Origin of the sequence: Streptomyces sp. BB1-1-1, from assembly GCF_031597775.1 — a bacterium.
GTDB lineage: Bacteria > Actinomycetota > Actinomycetes > Streptomycetales > Streptomycetaceae > Streptomyces > Streptomyces thinghirensis.
The window spans coordinates 2,579,716-2,599,967 of record NZ_CP134203.1 but is presented as its reverse complement, the minus strand read 5'-3'; the positions used below and the strand labels follow the sequence as shown (position 1 = coordinate 2,599,967).

At 70.8% G+C, this 20,252-nt stretch carries 15 protein-coding genes; 12 read left to right on the top strand and 3 right to left on the bottom strand.

What is annotated here, in order from left to right:
* Window position 1: 1 nt before the first annotated feature.
* The gene (locus tag RI578_RS11895) at window positions 2-1,000 is read right to left on the bottom strand and encodes an aldo/keto reductase (RefSeq protein WP_310871055.1); all 999 of its coding nucleotides are present in this window, start codon (window positions 998-1,000) and stop codon (window positions 2-4) included.
* A 75-nt stretch (window positions 1,001-1,075) separates the two neighbouring features.
* Between RI578_RS11895 and RI578_RS11890 the strand changes: the two genes are divergently transcribed.
* The 6 genes from RI578_RS11890 to serA all read left to right on the top strand — a co-directional run bounded on the left by RI578_RS11890 (window position 1,076) and on the right by serA (window position 11,052).
* Window positions 1,076-2,017, top strand: a complete 942-nt coding sequence (locus RI578_RS11890) for a 2-hydroxyacid dehydrogenase (RefSeq protein ID WP_310871054.1) — start codon at window positions 1,076-1,078, stop codon at window positions 2,015-2,017.
* A gap of 407 nt (window positions 2,018-2,424) precedes the next feature.
* The gene (locus RI578_RS11885; protein ID WP_310871053.1) at window positions 2,425-5,424 is read left to right on the top strand and encodes an EAL domain-containing protein; all 3,000 of its coding nucleotides are present in this window, start codon (window positions 2,425-2,427) and stop codon (window positions 5,422-5,424) included.
* A 238-nt stretch (window positions 5,425-5,662) separates the two neighbouring features.
* Complete coding sequence (locus tag RI578_RS11880) at window positions 5,663-7,513, top strand: acetolactate synthase large subunit (RefSeq protein ID WP_310871052.1); 1,851 nt, start codon at window positions 5,663-5,665, stop codon at window positions 7,511-7,513.
* A 20-nt stretch (window positions 7,514-7,533) separates the two neighbouring features.
* Window positions 7,534-8,058: an acetolactate synthase small subunit gene (ilvN, locus tag RI578_RS11875; RefSeq protein WP_121749334.1), complete on the top strand. Its 525-nt coding sequence runs from the start codon at window positions 7,534-7,536 to the stop codon at window positions 8,056-8,058.
* A 118-nt stretch (window positions 8,059-8,176) separates the two neighbouring features.
* Window positions 8,177-9,175 carry a ketol-acid reductoisomerase gene (ilvC, locus tag RI578_RS11870; protein ID WP_121749335.1) on the top strand — a complete coding sequence of 333 codons (999 nt, stop codon included), beginning with the start codon at window positions 8,177-8,179 and terminating at the stop codon, window positions 9,173-9,175.
* Window positions 9,176-9,462: 287 nt separating this feature from the next.
* A complete protein-coding gene (serA, locus tag RI578_RS11865; protein ID WP_310871051.1) occupies window positions 9,463-11,052 on the top strand; it encodes a phosphoglycerate dehydrogenase in 1,590 nt (529 codons plus the stop codon).
* A 59-nt stretch (window positions 11,053-11,111) separates the two neighbouring features.
* On the opposite strand, the gene RI578_RS11860 is transcribed toward serA, so the two are convergent.
* The gene (locus tag RI578_RS11860) at window positions 11,112-12,659 is read right to left on the bottom strand and encodes an MFS transporter (protein ID WP_310871050.1); all 1,548 of its coding nucleotides are present in this window, start codon (window positions 12,657-12,659) and stop codon (window positions 11,112-11,114) included.
* A gap of 97 nt (window positions 12,660-12,756) precedes the next feature.
* Between RI578_RS11860 and RI578_RS11855 the strand changes: the two genes are divergently transcribed.
* On the top strand, window positions 12,757-13,335 hold the full coding sequence (locus RI578_RS11855) for a TetR/AcrR family transcriptional regulator (protein WP_310871049.1): 579 nt from the start codon (window positions 12,757-12,759) through the stop codon (window positions 13,333-13,335).
* Here RI578_RS11855 and RI578_RS11850 read toward each other — a convergent pair.
* A complete protein-coding gene (locus tag RI578_RS11850) occupies window positions 13,316-14,521 on the bottom strand; it encodes a helix-turn-helix domain-containing protein (protein WP_310871048.1) in 1,206 nt (401 codons plus the stop codon). The genes RI578_RS11855 and RI578_RS11850 overlap by 20 nt on opposite strands.
* 164 nt (window positions 14,522-14,685) lie before the next feature.
* Between RI578_RS11850 and RI578_RS11845 the strand changes: the two genes are divergently transcribed.
* From RI578_RS11845 to RI578_RS11825, 5 genes are all read left to right on the top strand, one after another.
* Window positions 14,686-15,612, top strand: coding sequence for a proline dehydrogenase family protein (locus RI578_RS11845; RefSeq protein WP_310871047.1), 927 nt, complete (start codon window positions 14,686-14,688; stop codon window positions 15,610-15,612).
* Window positions 15,613-15,658: 46 nt separating this feature from the next.
* On the top strand, window positions 15,659-17,299 hold the full coding sequence (pruA, locus tag RI578_RS11840) for an L-glutamate gamma-semialdehyde dehydrogenase (RefSeq protein ID WP_310871046.1): 1,641 nt from the start codon (window positions 15,659-15,661) through the stop codon (window positions 17,297-17,299).
* A 306-nt stretch (window positions 17,300-17,605) separates the two neighbouring features.
* The gene (locus RI578_RS11835; protein WP_007444772.1) at window positions 17,606-17,737 is read left to right on the top strand and encodes a hypothetical protein; all 132 of its coding nucleotides are present in this window, start codon (window positions 17,606-17,608) and stop codon (window positions 17,735-17,737) included.
* 75 nt (window positions 17,738-17,812) lie between these two features.
* Window positions 17,813-18,856: a 3-isopropylmalate dehydrogenase gene (locus RI578_RS11830; RefSeq protein ID WP_310871045.1), complete on the top strand. Its 1,044-nt coding sequence runs from the start codon at window positions 17,813-17,815 to the stop codon at window positions 18,854-18,856.
* Between the two features lie 261 nt (window positions 18,857-19,117).
* Window positions 19,118-20,206 (top strand): branched-chain amino acid aminotransferase, encoded by a 1,089-nt coding sequence (locus tag RI578_RS11825; protein WP_310871044.1) that lies wholly within the window; start codon window positions 19,118-19,120, stop codon window positions 20,204-20,206.
* The last annotated feature ends 46 nt before the right edge of the window (window positions 20,207-20,252 follow it).

The following is a 20,252-nucleotide window of genomic DNA, read 5'->3' as shown; positions in this document are numbered from 1 at the left end:
GTCACTCCCACGACCCCTGCGCCGCCGGCAGCTCGCGCACCTCGGCCAGATCCCGCTCGGTCAGCCGCAGCCGTGCCGCCCCCGCGTTCTCGGTCACCCAGCGTTCCTGCTTGGTCCCCGGTACCGGCACCACGTGCTTGCCCTGCGCCAGCACCCAGGCCAGCGCCACCTGCGCCGGTGTGACCCCGTCGCCGTGCCGGGCCGCGATCCGGCGCAGGCCGGCCACGATCGGCTGGTTGGCCGCCATCATCTCGGCGGTGAAGCGGGGGTGCCGGGCGCGCAGGTCCTCCGGCTCGAAACCCTGCCCGGGGGTCAGCGTCCCGGTCAGGAAGCCGTTGCCGAGCGGCATCGCGGCGAGGAAACCGACACCGCGCGTCACGCACCACGGCAGCAGTGTCCGCAGCGCCTCCGGCGACCACACCGACAGCTCCGCCTCCACCGCGGTCACCGGGAAGACCTGCTGCACCCGCTCCAGTTGCCGGATCGTGGCGTCGTGCAGCCGGGCACCCGGGCGCCGGGCCGACCGCGCGCCGACCGCGCAGAGCCCGAGGGCCCGTACCTTCCCGGCCCGGACCAGCTCCGCCATCGCGCCCCAGGTCTCCTCGACGGGTATCTCGGGATCGGCACGATGCAGCTGGTAGAGGTCGATGACGTCCGTCTGCAACCGGCGCAGCGAGGCGTCGCAGGCGCGTTTCACATAGCCGGGGCGGCCGTTGGCCACGATGTGCTGATCACCCACCAGCAGGCCGACCTTGGTGGACACGAAGGCGTCGGACCGCCGCTCCTTCAGCACCCGTCCCAGCAGCAGCTCGTTGGTGAACGGGCCGTACATGTCCGCCGTGTCCAGCAGGGAGACACCCAGGTCGAGGGCCCGGTGCACCGCCCTGACCGACTCTTCCCCCCGCTGCCGCGACGCGCTGTACGCCCAGTTCATCGGCATGCAACCCAGTCCGACGGCCCCCACCGCGAGCGCCGTCGCGCCGATCGTCCTGCGCTCCACCGGTCGTGACCCTCCCTCGTCAGGCCACCCAACCTAACCTCTGCCCTTCCGCGCCCCTGACATAGCCTCCTGACCATGACTCCTGACGTGTGGCTGCCCATCCCGCCGGACGAGATCGAGGGCCTCCCCGACGGCCCCGCCTACCGCTACTGGAACGGCGAGGAGGACTTCCCCGCCGACCCGGCCGACTGCGCGTTCTACGTCGTCCCCTACATGAAGCCCAGCGGGATCGGCATACGCCCGCTGCCGGACATGCGCTCCGTCCAGGTCGTCCAGACGCTCTCCGCCGGCATCGACCACGTGGAGCCCGGGCTGAGGCACCTGCCCGCGGGCGTACGGCTGTGCAACGCGCGCGGCGTGCACGAGGCCAGCACCGCGGAACTCACCCTGGCCCTGATCCTGGCGTCGCTGCGCGGCGTCCCCGACTTCGTCCGGGCGCAGGACCGGGGCGAGTGGCTCGGCGGATTCCGGCCGGCGCTCGCCGACCGGAAGGTGCTGATCGTCGGGTACGGCTCGATCGGCGCCGCGATCGAGGACCGGCTCGTGCCCTTCGAGGTCGCGCCGGTGGTGCGCGTCGCGCGCTCCGCCCGCACCACGGCGCGCGGTCCGGTGCATCCGCTCACCGAACTCCCCGCCCTGCTCCCGGAGGCGGATGTCGTCGTCGTCTCCACGCCGCTCACCGAGGCCACCCGCGGCCTGGTCAACGCGGACTTCCTGGCCCGGATGAAGGACGGCGCCCTGCTCGTCAACGTCGCGCGCGGCCCCGTCGTCGACACGAAGGCGTTGCTCGCCGAACTGGAGAGCGGGCGCCTCACCGCGGCCCTCGACGTGACCGACCCCGAACCGCTGCCGCCGGGCCACCCCCTGTGGCATGCTCCCGGCATAGTCATCAGCCCGCACGCCGGCGGGCCGACCTCCGCGTTCCTGCCACGCGCCAAGCGGCTGATGGTGGACCAGTTGAGCCGTTTCGTGAACCAGGAGCCGTTGCGCAACGTGATCCTGACGACGGGCGCGTAATCCGTTTCAGGTACCCTCCGCAACTCCTCGGATGCGGTGGGTACGCGCATATCCGCTGGTCGTCACGGAGCGTAGAAGACCTATGTCCCTGAGTGACGAGACTGGTGTATCGTCCGACAGGGGATGCGCCGCGCACGGTTCGGCGCCGGGGATGGACATCTCAGACTGTGAGGGGGGCGACGGGCGATGCACGGCCTATGGACGAACAACCCGACGCGGCGAAGCCGCCGCCGGCGACCCTGGCGCACGACCACGACCGCGCGCAGACGGGGCCGGCATGGCAGGCCCGGCGGCCACCCCGGCCGGTGCGGCCCTCACCACCGCCGGCCGAGCGGCCGCAAGAGGCAGGCCCAGCCGCCGCACCGGGGCCCGCGGGACACGGGGGCGGCGCGGACCGGGAGGCCCCGGTGAGTCCGCCGCCCCCCGTGCCGACTCTGGACGGAGCGCTGCGGACGCAGCCCTCGCCCCGGCCGCTGCTGCCCCGGCCGTCGGCCGCCGCCGGCGGACCGACCTTCGTCCGTCAGCTCGTGCTGGCCCTGGTCTGCGCGGCATACGCCGTCGGTTCCGCGCTCGGCTGGGGTTCGGACCACGTCGCCAAGATCATGGGCGACTTCGGGCTGAGCGCCGCCGCGGGCGCCGCCGCCGTCTCCTGCCTCCTCTACGCCCGTGGGCCCCGGGTCCGGTTCCGGCCGGCCTGGCTGCTGTTCGCCCTCTCCTCGGCGATGGCGTCCCTGGGCAACCTGGTCTGGGGGTGGTACGAGGTCGTCCTGCGGCAGCCGGTGCCCAGCCCCAGCTACGCGGACCTGTTCTTCCTGTGCTTCGCGCCGCCCGCCATCGTGGGGCTGCTGGTGCTGGCCAAGCGGCCGGTGACGAAGGCCGGCTGGATCTGCCTGGGCCTGGACGCCTGGCTGATCGGCGGTTCGCTGCTGACCCTGGCGTGGAGCCTGGCCCTCGCCCAGGCGGCGAAGGCCGAGGGCGGTTCCAGCGTGGCCCACTCCGCGCTCTCGGTGGCCTACCCGCTGCTCGACATCGCTCTCGTCAGCATGGTGCTCGCCCTGCACTTCCGGCGGTCGCCCGTCTGCCGGTCCGCGGTCAACACCGCCATCGGCGCGCTCGCCCTGACGGTGGTCTGCGACGCCCTGTTCACCTCGCCGCTGCTGCACAACAACTACCGCTCCGGCCAGTTGCTCGACGCGGGCTGGTTCGCCGGCTCACTGCTGCTCGCGTACGCCCCCTGGGCCGCGTCCCGGCACGGGCGGCCGTCGGCCGAGGAAGGACCCGGCGGACACACACGCGTGGTGCGCGAACACCTGCCCGGGCAGCGCGGCACCGGTCACCGGCCCGCGCCGGCGCCCGCGCCCGGGAGCGAGCGCGGCCGCTTTCCGGCCTCCCGGCCCATCGCCGGGTCGCTGGCCGCGCTCACGCCGTACCTCGCCGCCGCGGTCTGCACCCTGGGCATCCTCTACAACGTGCTCAACGGCCGCAGCGTCGACCGCGTGGTGCTGCTGACCGGCGGCACCGTGGTGCTCGCGCTGGTCGTGCGGCAGGGCATCATGCTGCTCGACAACATCACCCTCACCCAGGAACTGGCCCAGAAGGAGAACCACTTCCGCTCCCTGGTCCAGGGCTCCAGCGACGTCATCATGATCGCCGCGCCCAACGGCATCCTCCGCTACGTCTCCCCGGCCGCCGCCGGGGTCTACGGAAGCCCCGCCGAGGAACTCGTGGGCAGTGAACTGGCCGGTCTCATCCACCCGGAGGACCTCGGCTGCGTGGTGCACGAGGTACGCCGGTTCCTCGCCGCGAGCCCGGTCGAGGAGCCCACCACGCGCATCGAGTGCCGCTTCCGCTCCGGGGACGGCGGCTGGCTCAACGTCGAGTCCACCGTCAACCGCCACCACGGGGGCCTGATCTTCAACAGCCGGGACGTGACCGAGAGAGTCCGCCTCCAGGCGCAGCTCCAGCACAACGCCGAACACGACCCGCTGACCGACCTGCCCAACCGCGCCCTGTTCACCCGGCGCGTCCAGCAGGCCCTGTCCGGCCGCCGTGCCTCCGACCGCGGCGCCGCCCTGCGCGGTACGGCGGTGCTCTTCATCGACCTCGACGGCTTCAAGGCCGTCAACGACACCATCGGGCACCAGGCCGGCGACGAGTTGCTCGTGCAGGCCGCTCGCAGACTCCACGAGGCCGTCCGCAAGGGGGACACCGCCTCCCGGCTGGGCGGCGACGAGTTCGCGGCCCTGATCGTCGGGGACGGCGCCCGGGACCGGGCCGCCCGCGAGGGTCACATCCTGGAACTCGCCGACCGTCTCAGGATGACGCTCTCGCAGCCCTACCTCATCGACGGCAACGATGTCCGTGTCAACGCCTCCATCGGGGTCGCCTTCGCCGAACCGGGCCTCGGCGCGGGCGAGCTGCTGCGCAACGCCGACCTCGCGATGTACCGCGCCAAGGCGGGCGGCAAGGGACGTGTCGAGCTGTACCGACCTCAGATGCAGCAGGACGTCGTACGCAAGGCCGAGCTGGCCACGCGCCTGCGGGCCGCGCTGCACGACGGCGAGTTCGCGCTGCTGCACCAGCCGGTGGTCTCCCTGACGGACGGCCGGATCACGTCGGTCTGCGCCCAGCCGCGCTGGCGCTCCTCCCAGGGGGTGCTGTTCACCCCCGCCGAGTTCCTGCGCGTGACCGAGGACGGCGACAAGACCGCCGAACTGGACCGCTGGGTGCTCCAGGAGGCCGTCGAGCAGGCCGCCGAACGCGCGGCGGCCGGGCTGTCGTCGGCCGTCGCCATACGCATCGGCGCCCGTCGGCTGCTGGACCGCTCCATGCCGCTGGGATCGGTGGAGGCCCTGCTGACCCGGCACGGACTGCCCCCCGGCTCACTTGTGATCGAACTGTCGGACATCGACCCACGGGTTGGCCTGGACGAGCTGGACCGCCGGCTGAACGCCCTGCGCAGGGTCGGCGTCCGCATCGCCCTGGACGGCTTCGGCAACGGCTACGCGGCGATCACCGCCCTCCGGCGCCTCCCCGTGGATGTCCTCAAGCTCGACCGCGGCCTGATCGAGGGCGTCGTGGAGTCGGCGCGGCTGCACAAGATCACCAGTGGTCTGCTGCGCATCGCCACCGACCTCGGGCTGAAGTCCGTGGCCGACGGGGTGGACCTGCCCGAGCAGATCGTCGCCCTGCGCGCGATGGGCTGTACGCACGGGCAGGGCATGGCGTTCTCCGGGCCGCTGGACGAGTACCGGCTGCGCAGGGCGCTCAAAACCGGCCACTATCCGGTGCCGCACGGACCGGCCGAACCGGCCTTCGCGGGCGGCGTCACCTCCGGGCTCCCGACTGTCTTGCGTGGTGGCACGTCTTTGCGCTCACATAATGAGACTCCCGTCCCACCCACTTGACAGTGGGGGCGTGCCGGGAGGAAGGTCAGTGCCATGCGCACCCGAATTCTCGTACTTGGAAAGCGCGTCGGCTGAGCAGGTGACGTCCGGACCAACCCCGGACTCCCCGCGACCCACACCCGGCGCGCTCCCCTCGCTTGCCTTATGGCACGAGGGGTTTTTTGTTGCACCAGCACCGCTGAGCAACAGCCACACACCGCCCGAAACCTCGCAAAAAACCCTCAGCATCGAGAAGAGAATGCCGATGACCGAGCAGGCCACCGGGGCCCATCACCCGCAGCCGCGGCCCCGATCCGGAGGACAGTCCGCCCCCGAGCACGTCACGGGTGCGCAGGCCCTCATCCGCTCTCTCGAGGAGGTCGGCGCCGACACGGTATTCGGCATCCCCGGCGGGTGCATCCTTCCGGCGTACGACCCGCTGATGGACTCGGCCAAGGTGCGTCACGTCCTGGTCCGCCACGAGCAGGGCGCCGGCCACGCGGCCGAAGGCTACGCGCAGGCCACCGGGAAGGTGGGCGTCTGCATGGCGACCTCGGGACCCGGCGCCACCAACCTGGTCACGCCGCTCGCCGACGCGCACATGGACTCAGTGCCGATGGTCGCGATCACCGGCCAGGTCGCCTCCAAGGCGATCGGCACGGACGCCTTCCAGGAGGCCGACATCGTCGGCATCAGCATGCCGATCACCAAGCACAACTTCCTCGTCACCAAGGCCGAGGACATCCCCCGGGTGATCGCGCAGGCGTTCCACATCGCCTCCACCGGCCGCCCGGGCCCGGTCCTGGTCGACATCGCCAAGGACGCCCTCCAGAAGAAGACCACCTTCTCCTGGCCGCCGGTCATGGACCTGCCCGGCTACCGCCCGGTCACCAAGCCGCACGCCAAGCAGATCCGCGAGGCCGCCAAGCTCATCACCGCCGCGAAGCGCCCCGTGCTCTACGTCGGCGGCGGCGTCCTCAAGGCGCGGGCCACCGCCGAGCTGAAGGTCCTCGCCGAACTCACCGGAGCGCCCGTCACCACCACCCTGATGGCGCTCGGCGCGTTCCCCGACAGCCACCCGCTGCACGTGGGAATGCCGGGCATGCACGGTGCGGTCACCGCCGTCACCGCGCTGCAGAAGGCCGACCTGATCGTCGCCCTCGGAGCCCGCTTCGACGACCGCGTCACCGGCAAACTGGACAGCTTCGCCCCGTACGCCAAGATCGTCCACGCCGACATCGACCCGGCCGAGATCGGCAAGAACCGCGCCGCCGACGTGCCGATCGTCGGCGACGCCCGCGAGGTCATCGCCGACCTCGTGCAGGCCGTCCAGAAGGAGCACAGCGAGGGCAACACCGGCGACTACAGCGCCTGGTGGAAGGACCTGAGCCGCTGGCGCGACACCTACCCCCTCGGCTACGACCAGCCCGAGGACGGTTCGCTCTCCCCGCAGCAGGTCATCGAGCGCATCGGGCAGCTCGCGCCCGAGGGCACGATCTTCGCGGCCGGCGTCGGCCAGCACCAGATGTGGGCCGCGCACTTCGTCCAGTACGAGCGGCCCGCCAGCTGGCTGAACTCCGGCGGCGCCGGAACCATGGGGTACGCCGTCCCGGCCGCCATGGGCGCCAAGGCCGGCGCGCCCGAGCAGACCGTCTGGGCGATCGACGGCGACGGCTGCTTCCAGATGACCAACCAGGAACTCGCCACCTGCGCCCTGAACAACATCCCGATCAAGGTCGCCGTCATCAACAACGGCGCCCTCGGGATGGTCCGCCAGTGGCAGACCCTGTTCTACAACCAGCGCTACTCCAACACGGTGCTGCACTCCGGCCCCGAGGACGTCAACCCGGACGCCCGCGGCACCCGGGTCCCCGACTTCGTGAAGCTGTCGGAGGCCATGGGCTGCTACGCCATCCGCTGCGAGGACCCCGCCGACCTCGACAAGGTCATCGAAGAGGCGAACTCGATCAACGACCGCCCCGTCGTCGTCGACTTCATCGTCCACGAGGACGCGATGGTCTGGCCGATGGTCGCCGCCGGCACCTCCAACGACGAGATCATGGCCGCCCGGGACGTCCGACCCGACTTCGGCGACAACGAAGACGACTGAGCGAGAGAGACCCAGAGAACATGTCCAAGCACACGCTCTCCGTCCTGGTGGAGAACACGCCCGGCATCCTCGCCCGGATCGCCGCCCTGTTCTCCCGCCGCGGCTTCAACATCGACTCGCTCGCCGTCGGCGTCACCGAGCACCCCGACATCTCCCGCATCACCATCGTGGTGAGCGTCGAGGAGTTCCCGCTGGAGCAGGTCACCAAGCAGCTCAACAAGCTGGTCAACGTGCTCAAGATCGTCGAGCTGGAGCCCACCCAGGCGGTCCAGCGCGAACTCGTCCTGGTGAAGGTGCGCGCCGACAACGAGACGCGCTCCCAGATCGTCGAGATCGTCCAGCTGTTCCGCGCCAAGACCGTCGACGTCTCCCCGGAGGCCGTCACCATCGAGGCCACCGGCAGCAGCGACAAGCTGTCCGCCATGCTCAAGATGCTGGAACCGTACGGCATCAAGGAACTCGTCCAGTCCGGCACGATCGCCATCGGCCGCGGCGCCCGTTCGATCACGGACCGCTCGCTTCGCGCACTCGACCGGTCCGCATAACGACGGAAACGGGCGGTCGTGCACACCACCGGCCGCCCGCATTCCGAGACCCCGAAACTTCCCTTCCCCTCACCGGCATACGGTGGGACGCAACACCTGCACACAAGGAGAGAACCCAGTGGCCGAGCTGTTCTACGACGCCGACGCCGACCTGTCCATCATCCAGGGCCGCAAGGTCGCGGTCATCGGGTACGGCAGCCAGGGCCACGCCCACGCGCTGTCGCTCCGTGACTCGGGTGTCGACGTGCGCGTCGGTCTGCACGAGGGCTCCAAGTCCAAGGCCAAGGCCGAGGAGCAGGGCCTGCGCGTGGTGAGCCCGTCCGAGGCCGCCGCCGAGGCCGACGTCATCATGATCCTCGTCCCGGACCCGATCCAGGCCCAGGTCTACGAGGAGCACATCAAGGACAACCTGAAGGACGGCGACGCCCTGTTCTTCGGGCACGGCCTGAACATCCGCTACGGCTTCATCAAGCCGCCGGCCGGCGTGGACGTCTGCATGGTCGCCCCGAAGGGCCCGGGCCACCTGGTGCGCCGTCAGTACGAGGAGGGCCGCGGCGTTCCCTGCATCGCGGCCGTCGAGCAGGACGCCACGGGCAGCGGCTTCGAGCTGGCCCTGTCGTACGCGAAGGGCATCGGCGGCACCCGCGCCGGCGTCATCAAGACGACCTTCACCGAGGAGACCGAGACCGACCTCTTCGGCGAGCAGGCCGTCCTCTGCGGTGGCACGGCCGCGCTGGTCAAGGCGGGCTTCGAGACCCTGACCGAAGCCGGTTACCAGCCGGAGATCGCCTACTTCGAGTGCCTGCACGAGCTGAAGCTGATCGTGGACCTCATGTACGAGGGCGGCCTGGAGAAGATGCGCTGGTCGATCTCCGAGACCGCCGAGTGGGGCGACTACGTCACCGGCCCGCGGATCATCACCGACGCCACCAAGGCCGAGATGAAGAAGGTCCTCGCCGAGATCCAGGACGGCACGTTCGCCAAGAACTGGATGGACGAGTACCACGGCGGTCTGAAGAAGTACAACGAGTACAAGCAGCAGGACTCCGAGCACCTGCTGGAGACCACCGGCAAGGAGCTGCGCAAGCTCATGAGCTGGGTCGACGAGGAGGCGTAAGCCGAACGCTCCGCGACGGTGCCGCCAGTTCCGGGTGCCGTCGCGGGGCTCCGCCCCGGACCCCGCTCCTCAAACGCCGGAGGGGCTGGATTCTCGTTGGCCACCCTGTACAGCCACTTCCGGGTGATCCTTCCGCAGAGGCGCAGGACGCCCGCCGCCGCGCCACTAGACTGCTGCACAACATACGCGTCAGGCCCACAGCGTCGTGCGTCTTCCACGCGGCCACCAACCCTCCACCGCCTGCGGCCGTCGGGACGGCCGTCCGCATTGGACTTGTGAGGACTCACGTGAGCTCGAAACCTGTCGTACTCATCGCTGAAGAGCTGTCGCCCGCGACCGTGGACGCGCTTGGCCCCGACTTCGAGATCCGCCAGTGCAACGGCGCGGACCGGGCCGAACTGCTCCCCGCCATCGCCGACGTGGACGCGATCCTGGTCCGCTCCGCGACCAAGGTCGACGCCGAGGCCATCGCCGCCGCGAAGAAGCTCAAGGTCGTCGCCCGCGCCGGTGTCGGCCTGGACAACGTGGACGTCTCCGCCGCCACCAAGGCAGGCGTGATGGTGGTCAACGCCCCGACCTCCAACATCGTGACCGCCGCCGAGCTGGCCTGCGGCCTGATCGTCGCCACCGCCCGCAACATCCCGCAGGCCAACGCCGCGCTCAAGAACGGCGAGTGGAAGCGCAGCAAGTACACCGGCGTCGAGCTGGCCGAGAAGACCCTCGGTGTGGTGGGCCTCGGCCGCATCGGTGCCCTCGTCGCCCAGCGCATGTCGGCCTTCGGCATGAAGGTCGTCGCCTACGACCCCTACGTGCAGCCCGCGCGGGCCGCGCAGATGGGCGTCAAGGTGCTGTCGCTGGACGAGCTGCTCGAGGTCTCCGACTTCATCACCGTCCACCTGCCCAAGACCCCCGAGACCCTCGGCCTGATCGGCGACGAGGCGCTGCGCAAGGTCAAGCCGAGCGTCCGCATCGTCAACGCCGCGCGCGGCGGCATCGTCGACGAGGAGGCGCTGTACTCGGCGCTGAAGGAGGGCCGCGTCGCGGGCGCCGGTCTGGACGTGTACGCCAAGGAGCCGTGCACCGACTCGCCGCTGTTCGAGTTCGACCAGGTGGTCTGCACCCCGCACCTCGGCGCCTCCACCGACGAGGCCCAGGAGAAGGCCGGCATCGCCGTCGCCAAGTCCGTCCGCCTCGCCCTCGCCGGTGAGCTGGTCCCCGACGCGGTGAACGTCCAGGGCGGTGTCATCGCCGAGGACGTCAAGCCGGGTCTGCCGCTCGCCGAGCGCCTCGGCCGCATCTTCACCGCGCTGGCCGGCGAGGTCGCCGTCCGCCTCGACGTCGAGGTCTACGGCGAGATCACCCAGCACGACGTGAAGGTGCTGGAGCTCTCCGCGCTCAAGGGCGTCTTCGAGGACGTCGTCGACGAGACGGTGTCCTACGTCAACGCCCCGCTGTTCGCGCAGGAGCGCGGCGTCGAGGTCCGGCTGACCACCAGCTCGGAGTCCCCGGAGCACCGCAACGTCGTCACCGTGCGCGGCACCCTCTCGGACGGCGAGGAGGTGTCGGTCTCCGGCACGCTGGCCGGCCCGAAGCACCTCCAGAAGATCGTCGCCGTCGGCGAGTACGACGTCGACCTCGCCCTCGCCGACCACATGGTCGTCCTGCGCTACGAGGACCGTCCGGGCGTCGTCGGCACCGTCGGCCGCGTCATCGGCGAGGCCGGCATCAACATCGCCGGCATGCAGGTCGCCCGCGCGACGGTCGGTGGCGAGGCGCTGGCCGTGCTGACCGTCGACGACACGGTGCCCTCCGGGGTGCTGGCCGAGGTCGCGGCGGAGATCGGGGCCACGTCGGCCCGGTCGGTGAACCTCGTCTGACGTGCCGTGCCCGGGGGCTGTCACCCCCGGCCCCCCGTTCGCCCTGAACGGGCTCGTCCTCAAACGCCGGACGGGCTGACCCGATCAGCCTGTTCGGCGTTCTCCGTGGGCGTCTCCGGGCGCACCCTGATGTGCCGCAGCCCCATCGCCGCCAGTCCCGCCGCCCCGACGAGCAGCAGCGCCCCCGCGATCGAGGCGCCCCGCATGCCGTCGGTGAACGCCTCGCGTGCCGCCGTCGCCAGGGCGTCCCCCGCGCGCCCGGGGAGTTCGGCGGCGACGGCCAGCGCGCCGCCCAGCGTCTCCTGGGCCGGAGCGGGCGCGTCCGACGGCATGCCGCGGTGGTAGAGGGCGGTACCGATGGAGCCGAGTGCGGCCATGCCCAGGGCGCCGCCGAACTCGGTGCCGGTCTCCAGCAGGGAGGACGCCGCCCCCGCCTTCTCGACCGGCGCCGAGCTGAGGGCCAGGTCGGTGAGCTGGGACATCACGATGACGATGCCGACGGCGAGGACGCCGGACCCGGCCAGCACCAGCCACAGCGAGTCCGTGCCGGCCAGGGCCAGCAGTCCGTAGCCGCCCGCCGCGATGACGAACCCGGCCGTCACGACGTGCCCGCGCTCGACCCCCCGCTGGACCAGCTGGGCGGCGACCGGTGCCGCGGCGCCGATGAGCACCGACGGCAGCAGGCTCCACAGCGCCGCCTCCAGCGAGCTCTTGCCCAGGACCGACTGGAGGTACTGGGTGGTGAAGTACGCCGAGCCCATCATCCCGAAGGCCGACAGGGTGTTGAGCGCGAGGGCCGGGGTGAAGCCGTGCCCGCGGAAGACGGCCGGTGAGATCATCGGCGAGGCCGACGTGCGCTGGCGCTGCACGAACAGCGCCGCGAACAGCAGGCCGACGGTGATCGACACGACGTACCGGACGTTCCAGCCCTCTGCGGCCAGTTCCTTCAGTCCGTAGATCACCGGCAGGACCGCCGCCATCGAGAGCGGCACGCTCAGCAGGTCGAAGCGGCCGGGGGAGGGGTTCTTCGACTCGGGGAGCAGTACCGGTCCGAGGACCAGCAGCAGGGCCATCGCGGGCAGGTTGACCAGGAAGACCGAGCCCCACCAGAAGTGCTCGACGAGAACGCCGCTCATCACCGAGCCGAGCGCGATCCCGGCCGTCATCACCCCGGACCACAGCCCGATCGCCTTCGCCCGCTGGGCGGGGTCGGTGAACATCGTGCGGACCAGCGCCATCGTGGTCGGCATCAGCGTCGCCCCACCGATGCCGAGGACCGCGCGGGCCGCGATCAGGGTCTCGGCACTGTGCGCGTAGGCCGCCAGCAGTGAGGCGGCGCCGAAGGCGGCCGCACCGATGAGGAGCAGCCTGCGGCGGCCGATGCGGTCGCCCAGCGAGCCCATCGTCATCAGCAGGCCGGCGAGGACGAAGCCGTAGATGTCGAAGATCCACAGCTGCTGCGTGCCGCTCGGGTCCAGGTCCGCGCTGATCTGCGGGATCGCGAAGTAGAGGACGGAGACGTCCATCGAGACCAGGAGGAGCGGGAGCATCAGCACGGTCAGCGCGGTCCACTCGCGGCGGCCGGCGCGTGGCGGGTTCGGTGTCATGCCGAGGACTGTACGTACGTCTTATACGTCTGTCTAGAACGGCTGTATATGACGACTGTGTAAGACGGCCGTATGGACGTGCGGGTAAGGTGGCGCCATGGGACACCGTGAGGATCTGCTGGAGGGCGCCAAGCGCTGCCTGCTCGCCAAGGGGTTCGTGCGCACGACGGCACGCGACATCGTCAAGGAGTCGGGGACCAACCTGGCGTCCATCGGCTACCACTACGGGTCGAAGGACGCGCTCCTCGCTCAGGCCTACGTGGCGATGGTCGAGAACATGTCCGAGGCCTTCGACGGCGAGATCGAAGGCGAGCCCGGCTCGTTGGAGCGGTTCACCTCGGTGTGGACGAACATCATCGGCACCATGCGCCGGCCCGGCTCGATGTGGCGCCTCAGCATGGAGGTCGTGGCCATGGGCGATCAGCTGCCCGAGGTGCGCGACCATCTGGCGCGGGCCCAGCGGGACGGCTCGCGCGGATTCGTCGCCCTGTTCACGGGCGCGCGCGAGGAGGACGTGCCGGAGGAGGTCGTCGACACGCTCGGGACCTTCTACACGACGCTGATGATGGGCGTCATGGCCCAGTGGACCTTCGACCCGAAGTCCGCTCCCGAGGCGGACCAGCTCACGGACGGCCTGCGTCAGGTGGTGGAGGCCGCTACAGGCGGTACGCCTTGAGGGCCATGTGGAGCAGCAGCCGGTCCTCGCCGTCGTCCAGGTCCAGGCCGGTGAGCTGTTCGACGCGGGAGAGTCGGTAGTACAGCGTCTGGCGGTGGATGCCCAGCTCGGCGGCGACGCGGCCGGCCTGGCCCGCGCAGTCGAGGTAGACCTCCGCGGTGCGGGCCAGTTCCCGGTGGGCGGGGGAGAGCAGGACCCGTACGGCGGGGTCGTGTGCGGCCTGCGGGGGCAGTGCGGTCAGCAGGCGGAACGGCCCGATGGACGTCCACTCGGCGACCGGCCCGAACCGGGTCTCGGCGCGTGCCGCCCGGGCCGCCGCCGACGCCTCCCACCAGGCCGCCCCCAGCTCCGCCAACCCGGTGCGCGGGGCGGAGAGCCCGGCCGCCGGGGTGCCCGCGGCCCCGCTCGCGCCCCGCGCCCGCTCGAGCAGCCGGCCCGCCGCCGAGGTCGCCGGGGTGAGCACATCCACCGAGCGCAGTCGGACCAGCAGTGCCAGTGACTGCCCGGCCGTCCCCCACGGCACCGTGCACAGCGCCGTCGCCCCCGGCACCGTACGGACCGAGGGGGCGTCGTCGGGACCGGCCGACGGCCAGGGGGCGACGCAGACCACCGCGTGCGGGGTGTCCGCGCGGGAGCCGAGGGCCGTGCGCAGTTCCGCCACGGCCATGTCCCGCTGCCAGTCGCGCTCGGCGGTCAGCACGGCCCGCAGCTCCCGGCTCAGGTCGGCGCCGTGCTGCGCCTCGTCCGCGAGCAGCGCGCCGATCCGGGCGGTGACCTCCATGGCCGCCGCCAGCTGCCGATCGGTCGGGCCGGGGTCGGTGTCCAGCAGCCACACGTAGCCGAGGACGACACCCCGGTGGCGTACCGGCAGGCACGTGCGGCCCCGGTACACCCCCGCGTCCGGGGTCGGCGGGATGCGGACCGGGCCGGTCGCGCGGGTGATGCCGAAGCCCTCGAACCAGGCCCGGACGGCGGCGGTGGAGCGCCGGGTCAGGATCGAGCGGGTGCGCACCGGGTCGAGGGCGGACGGATCGAGGTCGCCCTCGCTGTCGTAGGCGCCGAAGGCGATCAGCTCGAAGTCGCGGTTCTCCAGGGTCGCGGGCGCGCCCAGCAACTCGGAGATCTCGTCGACCAGCTCCTGATAGTCATCCTTGGAATCCGACATCACCCGGGCATTCTGCCGCATTTGCGCGCGCCCTTCATACATCTGTCTGAGATCTGCGGCACGGATGCGTGACAGCTGTCGATGGCCGACGATCGGGTGGATCCTTAGATTTCACGGTGGTTCTCCGTGCCGTCCCCCGTTCGTCGGGCAACGGCCTCGTGTTGGTTGGTAAGTGGAGGTGCCCCGTGCTGGGTCCCGTGATTCTCGCCGCGTCGCGCAGCGACCGGATGCGCCGGCTGGTCTCGGCCGCGCCCGTGACCAAGCCGGTCGTCGACCGGTTCATCCCCGGCGAGACGGTCGACGAGGTGCTGCCGATCATCCAGGACCTCACCGACCAGGGCCTGGAGCTGACGATGGACGTCGTCGGCGAGGACATCACCAACCCCGCGCAGGCCGAGGCCGCCCGCGACGCCTACCTGGAGCTGGTCGACCGGCTCAAGCCGCTCGACCTCGGCGCCCGCGCCGAGATGTCGGTGAAGCTGTCGATGTTCGGCCAGGCGCTGGACGGCGGCCACGAGCTGGCCCTGAAGAACGTCCGCCCGGTCGTCGAGGCCGCCGCCGAGATCGGCACCACCGTCACGCTCGACGCCGAGGACCACACCACCCTCGACTCGATGTTCGCCATCCACGACGAGCTGCGGAAAGACGTCCCGCAGACCGGCTGCGTCATCCAGGCCTACCTCTTCCGCACCGAGGCCGACGCGCGCCGGCTCGCCGACAACGGCAGTCGCGTACGGTTGGTGAAGGGCGCCTACAAGGAGCCCGCCGAGGTCGCGTACCAGCAGCGCCACGAAATCGACAAGGCGTACGTGCGCATCCTGCGGACGCTGATGGAGGGCGAGGGCTACCCGATGATCGGGTCCCACGACCCGCGTCTGATCTCCATCGCACAGGAGCTGGCCCGCACCGCCGGGCGCAAGCTCGACGAGTACGAGTTCCAGATGCTGTACGGCATCCGCGGCGACGAGCACCTGCGGCTCGCCGCCGAGGGCCACCGCATGCGCGTGTACACCGCCTACGGCACCGACTGGTACGGCTACTTCATGCGCCGTCTGGCGGAGAAGCCGGCCAACCTCCGGTTCTTCGCCCGCTCGATGGTCAGCAAGGGCTGAGCCCACCCGCTCGCAAGACCGCTCAGTTAAAGGAGTTACGGAACCCATGGACGCTGTGACCCAGGTCCCCACCCCCGTCAACGAGCCGGTGCACGGCTACGCCCCCGGCTCGCCCGAGCGTGCCCGTCTGGAGGTCAAGCTCAAGGAGCTGGCCGACAATCCGATCGACCTGCCCTGCACCATCGGCGGCGAGAAGCGGATGGGCGGCGGCGAGCGCTTCGACGTCGTGCAGCCGCACAACCACAAGTCCCGCCTGGGCACGTACGCGAACGCCACCCAGCAGGACGCCCAGGACGCGATCGACGCGGCCCTGGCCGCCGCCCCGGCCTGGCGCGCGATGTCCTTCGACGACCGCGCGGCGATCATCCTGCGCGCCGCCGAGCTGCTGTCCGGCCCGTGGCGCGAGACCATCGCCGCCTCCACCATGCTCGGCCAGTCCAAGACGGCCCAGCAGGCCGAGATCGACAGCCCCTGCGAGCTGATCGACTTCTGGCGCTTCAACGTCCACTACGCCCGCAACATCCTGGCCGAGCAGCCCCCGGCCAACTCCCAGGGCGTGTGGAACCGCATGGACCACCGCCCGCTGGAGGGCTTCGTCTACGCGATCACGCCGTTCAACTTCAGCGCGATCGCGGCCAACCTGCCCACCGCTCCGGCCCTGATGGGCAACGTGGTGGTCTGGAAGCCGTCCCCGACGCAGACCCACGCCGCCGTGCTGCTGATGCAGCTGCTGGAGGAGGCCGGGCTGCCCAAGGGCGTCATCAACCTCGTCACCGGCGACGGCATCGCGGTCTCCGAGGTCGCCCTTGAGCACCGCGACCTCGCGGGCATCCACTTCACCGGCTCGACCAAGACCTTCCAGCACCTGTGGAAGACGGTCGGCAACAACATCGAGAAGTACCGCACCTATCCGCGTCTGGTCGGTGAGACCGGCGGCAAGGACTTCCTGGTCGCCCACCCGAGCGCCGACCGCGCCGTGCTGAAGACCGCCCTGACCCGCGGTGCCTTCGAGTACCAGGGCCAGAAGTGCAGCGCCACCTCCCGCGCGTACATCCCGGCGTCCATCTGGAACGACGGCTTCAAGGAGGAGTTCGCCACCGAGGTCGACTACCTCACCATGGGTGACGTCACCGACCTGTCGAACTTCATGGGCGCCGTCATCGACGAGCGGTCCTTCGCCAAGAACAAGGCCGCGATCGACCGCGCCAAGGCGGACGACACCTGCACGATCGTCGCGGGCGGCTCCTACGACGACTCGGTCGGCTACTTCGTCCGCCCGACGGTCGTCGAGTGCTCCGACCCGGAGAACGAGGTGTTCCGCACCGAGTACTTCGGCCCGTTCCTCGCCGTGCACGTGTACGACGACAGTAAGGCCGACGCGTACGACGAGATGCTGACCCAGATGGAGTCGGTGTCCGACTACGCCCTCACCGGCTCGGTCATCTCGGGCGACCGCGCGGCGGCGGCGTACACGATGGAGAAGCTGCGCTACGCGGCCGGCAACTTCTACATCAACGACAAGTCGACCGGCGCCGTGGTCGGCCAGCAGCCCTTCGGCGGCGGCCGTGCCTCCGGCACCAACGACAAGGCCGGCGCCCCGCAGAACCTGATGCGCTGGACGCTGACCCGCGCCATCAAGGAGACGCTGGTCGCGCCGACCGACTACACGTACCCGCACATGGGCTGACGCCCCGTGGAGCAACGCCCGACGGGCCAGGTCACCCGACCTGGCCCGTCGGGCGTTTTCGCAGGTCGGGGCAGTGTGACCGAGTGCACCGTCTCAGATAGTAGGAAGTCCGAGTAATTGTGGAGACAGACGCTCCGTGCTCCCTTAACTTTGTAGGAGCCGAACGTCCCGCTCGATCGAGCGAATGGCGGTCGTGAGCCGGGCCCCGTGCAGGCAACCCCTGCGGCACCGTGCTTCCCGCCCCTTCCGGCGTCTCCCCTTCCACTCGCTTTCCGCGCTGCCCGCGTGCCGAAGGAGTCGATTCCCATGGCCGAGACGACCGTCCGCCGCCGAGTCCGCCACCTCTCCCGCACCAGTGACTCCGACCGCAAGAACGCCGCGGCCGCCCTCCAGCGCGCCCTCGACCGCCGGGACAACGGCGGCGCCACCGGCCACTGAGCCGGAGGTGACAGGCCGGCGTCCGCATGCCGGACGCCGCATGTCATCCCGTGGGACGAGGGGTAGGGTGCCGTCATGTCTCGCAGCCTCAATCTCGCAGTGATTCCCGGTGACGGCATCGGCCAGGAGGTCGTGGCCGAAGGTCTCAAGGTCCTCTCCGCCGTCCTTCCGCAGGATGTGAAGCTGGAGACCAAGGAGTTCGACTTCGGCGCCCGGCGCTACCACGCCACCGGTGAGACCCTCACCGACGCCGACCTCGACGCCCTCAAGGCGCACGACGCCATCCTGCTCGGCGCGATCGGCGACCCGTCGGTGCCGTCCGGCGTCCTGGAGCGCGGCTTCCTGCTCAAGCTCCGCTTCGCCTTCGACCACCACGTCAACCTGCGGCCGTCCAAGCTGCTGCCGGGTGTCGCCACCCCGCTCGCCGGCCAGCCGGAGATCGACTTCGTCGTCGTCCGCGAGGGCACCGAGGGCCCGTACACCGGCAACGGCGGCACCATCCGCAAGGGCACCGAGCACGAGGTCGCCACCGAGGTCTCCGTCAACACGGCCTACGGTGTCGAGCGCGTCGTCCGCGACGCCTTCGCCCGCGCGCAGGCCCGCCCGCGCAAGAAGCTCGCGCTGATCCACAAGAACAACGTGCTGACCTTCGCCGGTCACCTGTGGACGAACGTCTTCAACAAGGTGGCCGAGGAGTTCCCCGAGGTCACCACCGAGTACATGCACGTCGACGCGGCGACGATCTACCTCGTCACCCAGCCCGAGCGCTTCGACGTGATCGTCACCGACAACCTCTTCGGCGACATCATCACCGACCTCGCCGCGGCCGTCTCCGGCGGCATCGGCGTCGCCGCGAGCGGGAACATCAACCCCTCCGGCGACTTCCCCTCGATGTTCGAGCCGGTCCACGGCTCCGCGCCCGACATCGCCGGCCAGGGCAAGGCCGACCCCACCGCCACGGTGCTGTCCGTCGCCCTGCTGCTGCGCCACCTCGGCTACGAGGCCGAGGCGGCCCGGATCGAGGACGCCGTCTCCACCGACCTCGGCGGGCGCGGCGACCTGCCCGCCCGGAGCACCTCCGAGATCGGCGACGCACTCGCCGTACGAGTAGCCGGCTGACACCCGCCGCGCCACTCGATCGAATCCGTTTCGAAGCCGCCGGGTCCCAAAACAAGGCACCCGGCGGCTTTCTCCTGCGTCCGCCAGGTGCGACCATCGAACCCTGGGCCGCATTCACCCCGTTTCAGCCGTCGCCACCCGCGCGCGATAATCGAACGCGAAGCCGCGACATGAGGGAATGCTCGGACGTCCTAGCACCGGCCACCGGCCGTACGGGCGTGACCGCGGCCCGTCACGACAACCGGTGAAGGACATCAACCCATGACGACGCCCACGATCGAGCTCAAGCCCTCCGCCAACCCGCTCTCCGACACGGAGCGCCAGGCGATCCTGGCCAACCCCGGGTTCGGCCGCCACTTCACCGATCACATGGTGACGGTCAAGTGGACCGAGGGCCGGGGCTGGCACGACGGCCAGCTCGTTCCGTACGCCCCGCTCTCCCTCGACCCGGCCACCATGGTCCTGCACTACGCGCAGGAGATCTTCGAGGGGCTGAAGGCCTACCGCCGCCCCGACGGATCCGTCGCCACCTTCCGCCCGGAGAAGAACGCGCAGCGCTTCCAGGCCTCCTCGCGCCGGCTCGGGATGCCGGAGCTGCCGGTGGAGACGTTCATCGAGGCGTGCGACGCGCTGGTCCGGCAGGACCAGGACTGGGTCCCGGCGCACGGCGGCGAGGAGTCCCTCTACCTGCGCCCGTTCATGATCGCGACCGAGGTCGGCCTGGGCGTGAAGCCGGCCAACGAGTACCTCTTCATCGTCATCGCCTCCCCGGCCGGCGCCTACTTCCCCGGCGGCGTCAAGCCGGTCTCCATCTGGGTCTCCGAGGACCGGGTCCGCGCCGTCCCCGGTGGCATGGGCGACGCCAAGACCGGCGGCAACTACGCGGCCTCCCTGCTCGCGCAGGCCGAGGCGGCGGCCAAGGGCTGCGACCAGGTCTGCTACCTCGACGCGGTCGAGCACCAGTGGGTCGAGGAACTCGGCGGCATGAACCTGTACTTCGTCTACGGGGACAAGATCGTCACCCCGACCCTCACCGGCTCCATCCTGGAGGGCGTCACCCGCGACTCCCTCCTCACCGTCGCCCGCGACCTCGGCTACGAGGCCGAGGAGGGCCGCGTCTCGGTCGAGCAGTGGCAGCGCGACTCGGAGAACGGCACCCTCACCGAGGTCTTCGCCTGCGGTACCGCGGCCGTGATCACCCCGGTCGGCACGGTGAAGCGGGCCGGCGCCCAGTGGCAGCAGAGCGGGGGCGAGCCCGGCGAGGTGACGCAGCGGCTGCGGGGCGCGCTGCTGGACATCCAGCGCGGTACCGCCGAGGACAAGCACGGGTGGATGCACCGGCTGGTGTGACGCACCCGGCGTCGGTGCGGGACGCGCCGGGGGCTCCGCCCCCGGA

What these genes read in the sequence shown, in the direction of transcription:
- RI578_RS11890 (WP_310871054.1), top strand. Translation starts at nt 1,076, where the DNA reads ATGACTCCTGACGTGTGGCTGCCCATCCCGCCGGACGAGATCGAGGGC.
- RI578_RS11880 (WP_310871052.1), top strand. Translation starts at nt 5,663, where the DNA reads ATGCCGATGACCGAGCAGGCCACCGGGGCCCATCACCCGCAGCCGCGG.
- ilvN (WP_121749334.1), top strand. Translation starts at nt 7,534, where the DNA reads ATGTCCAAGCACACGCTCTCCGTCCTGGTGGAGAACACGCCCGGCATC.
- RI578_RS11860 (WP_310871050.1), bottom strand. Translation starts at nt 12,659, where the DNA reads ATGACACCGAACCCGCCACGCGCCGGCCGCCGCGAGTGGACCGCGCTG.
- RI578_RS11855 (WP_310871049.1), top strand. Translation starts at nt 12,757, where the DNA reads ATGGGACACCGTGAGGATCTGCTGGAGGGCGCCAAGCGCTGCCTGCTC.
- RI578_RS11850 (WP_310871048.1), bottom strand. Translation starts at nt 14,521, where the DNA reads ATGCGGCAGAATGCCCGGGTGATGTCGGATTCCAAGGATGACTATCAG.
- pruA (WP_310871046.1), top strand. Translation starts at nt 15,659, where the DNA reads ATGGACGCTGTGACCCAGGTCCCCACCCCCGTCAACGAGCCGGTGCAC.
- RI578_RS11835 (WP_007444772.1), top strand. Translation starts at nt 17,606, where the DNA reads ATGGCCGAGACGACCGTCCGCCGCCGAGTCCGCCACCTCTCCCGCACC.
- RI578_RS11830 (WP_310871045.1), top strand. Translation starts at nt 17,813, where the DNA reads ATGTCTCGCAGCCTCAATCTCGCAGTGATTCCCGGTGACGGCATCGGC.
- RI578_RS11825 (WP_310871044.1), top strand. Translation starts at nt 19,118, where the DNA reads ATGACGACGCCCACGATCGAGCTCAAGCCCTCCGCCAACCCGCTCTCC.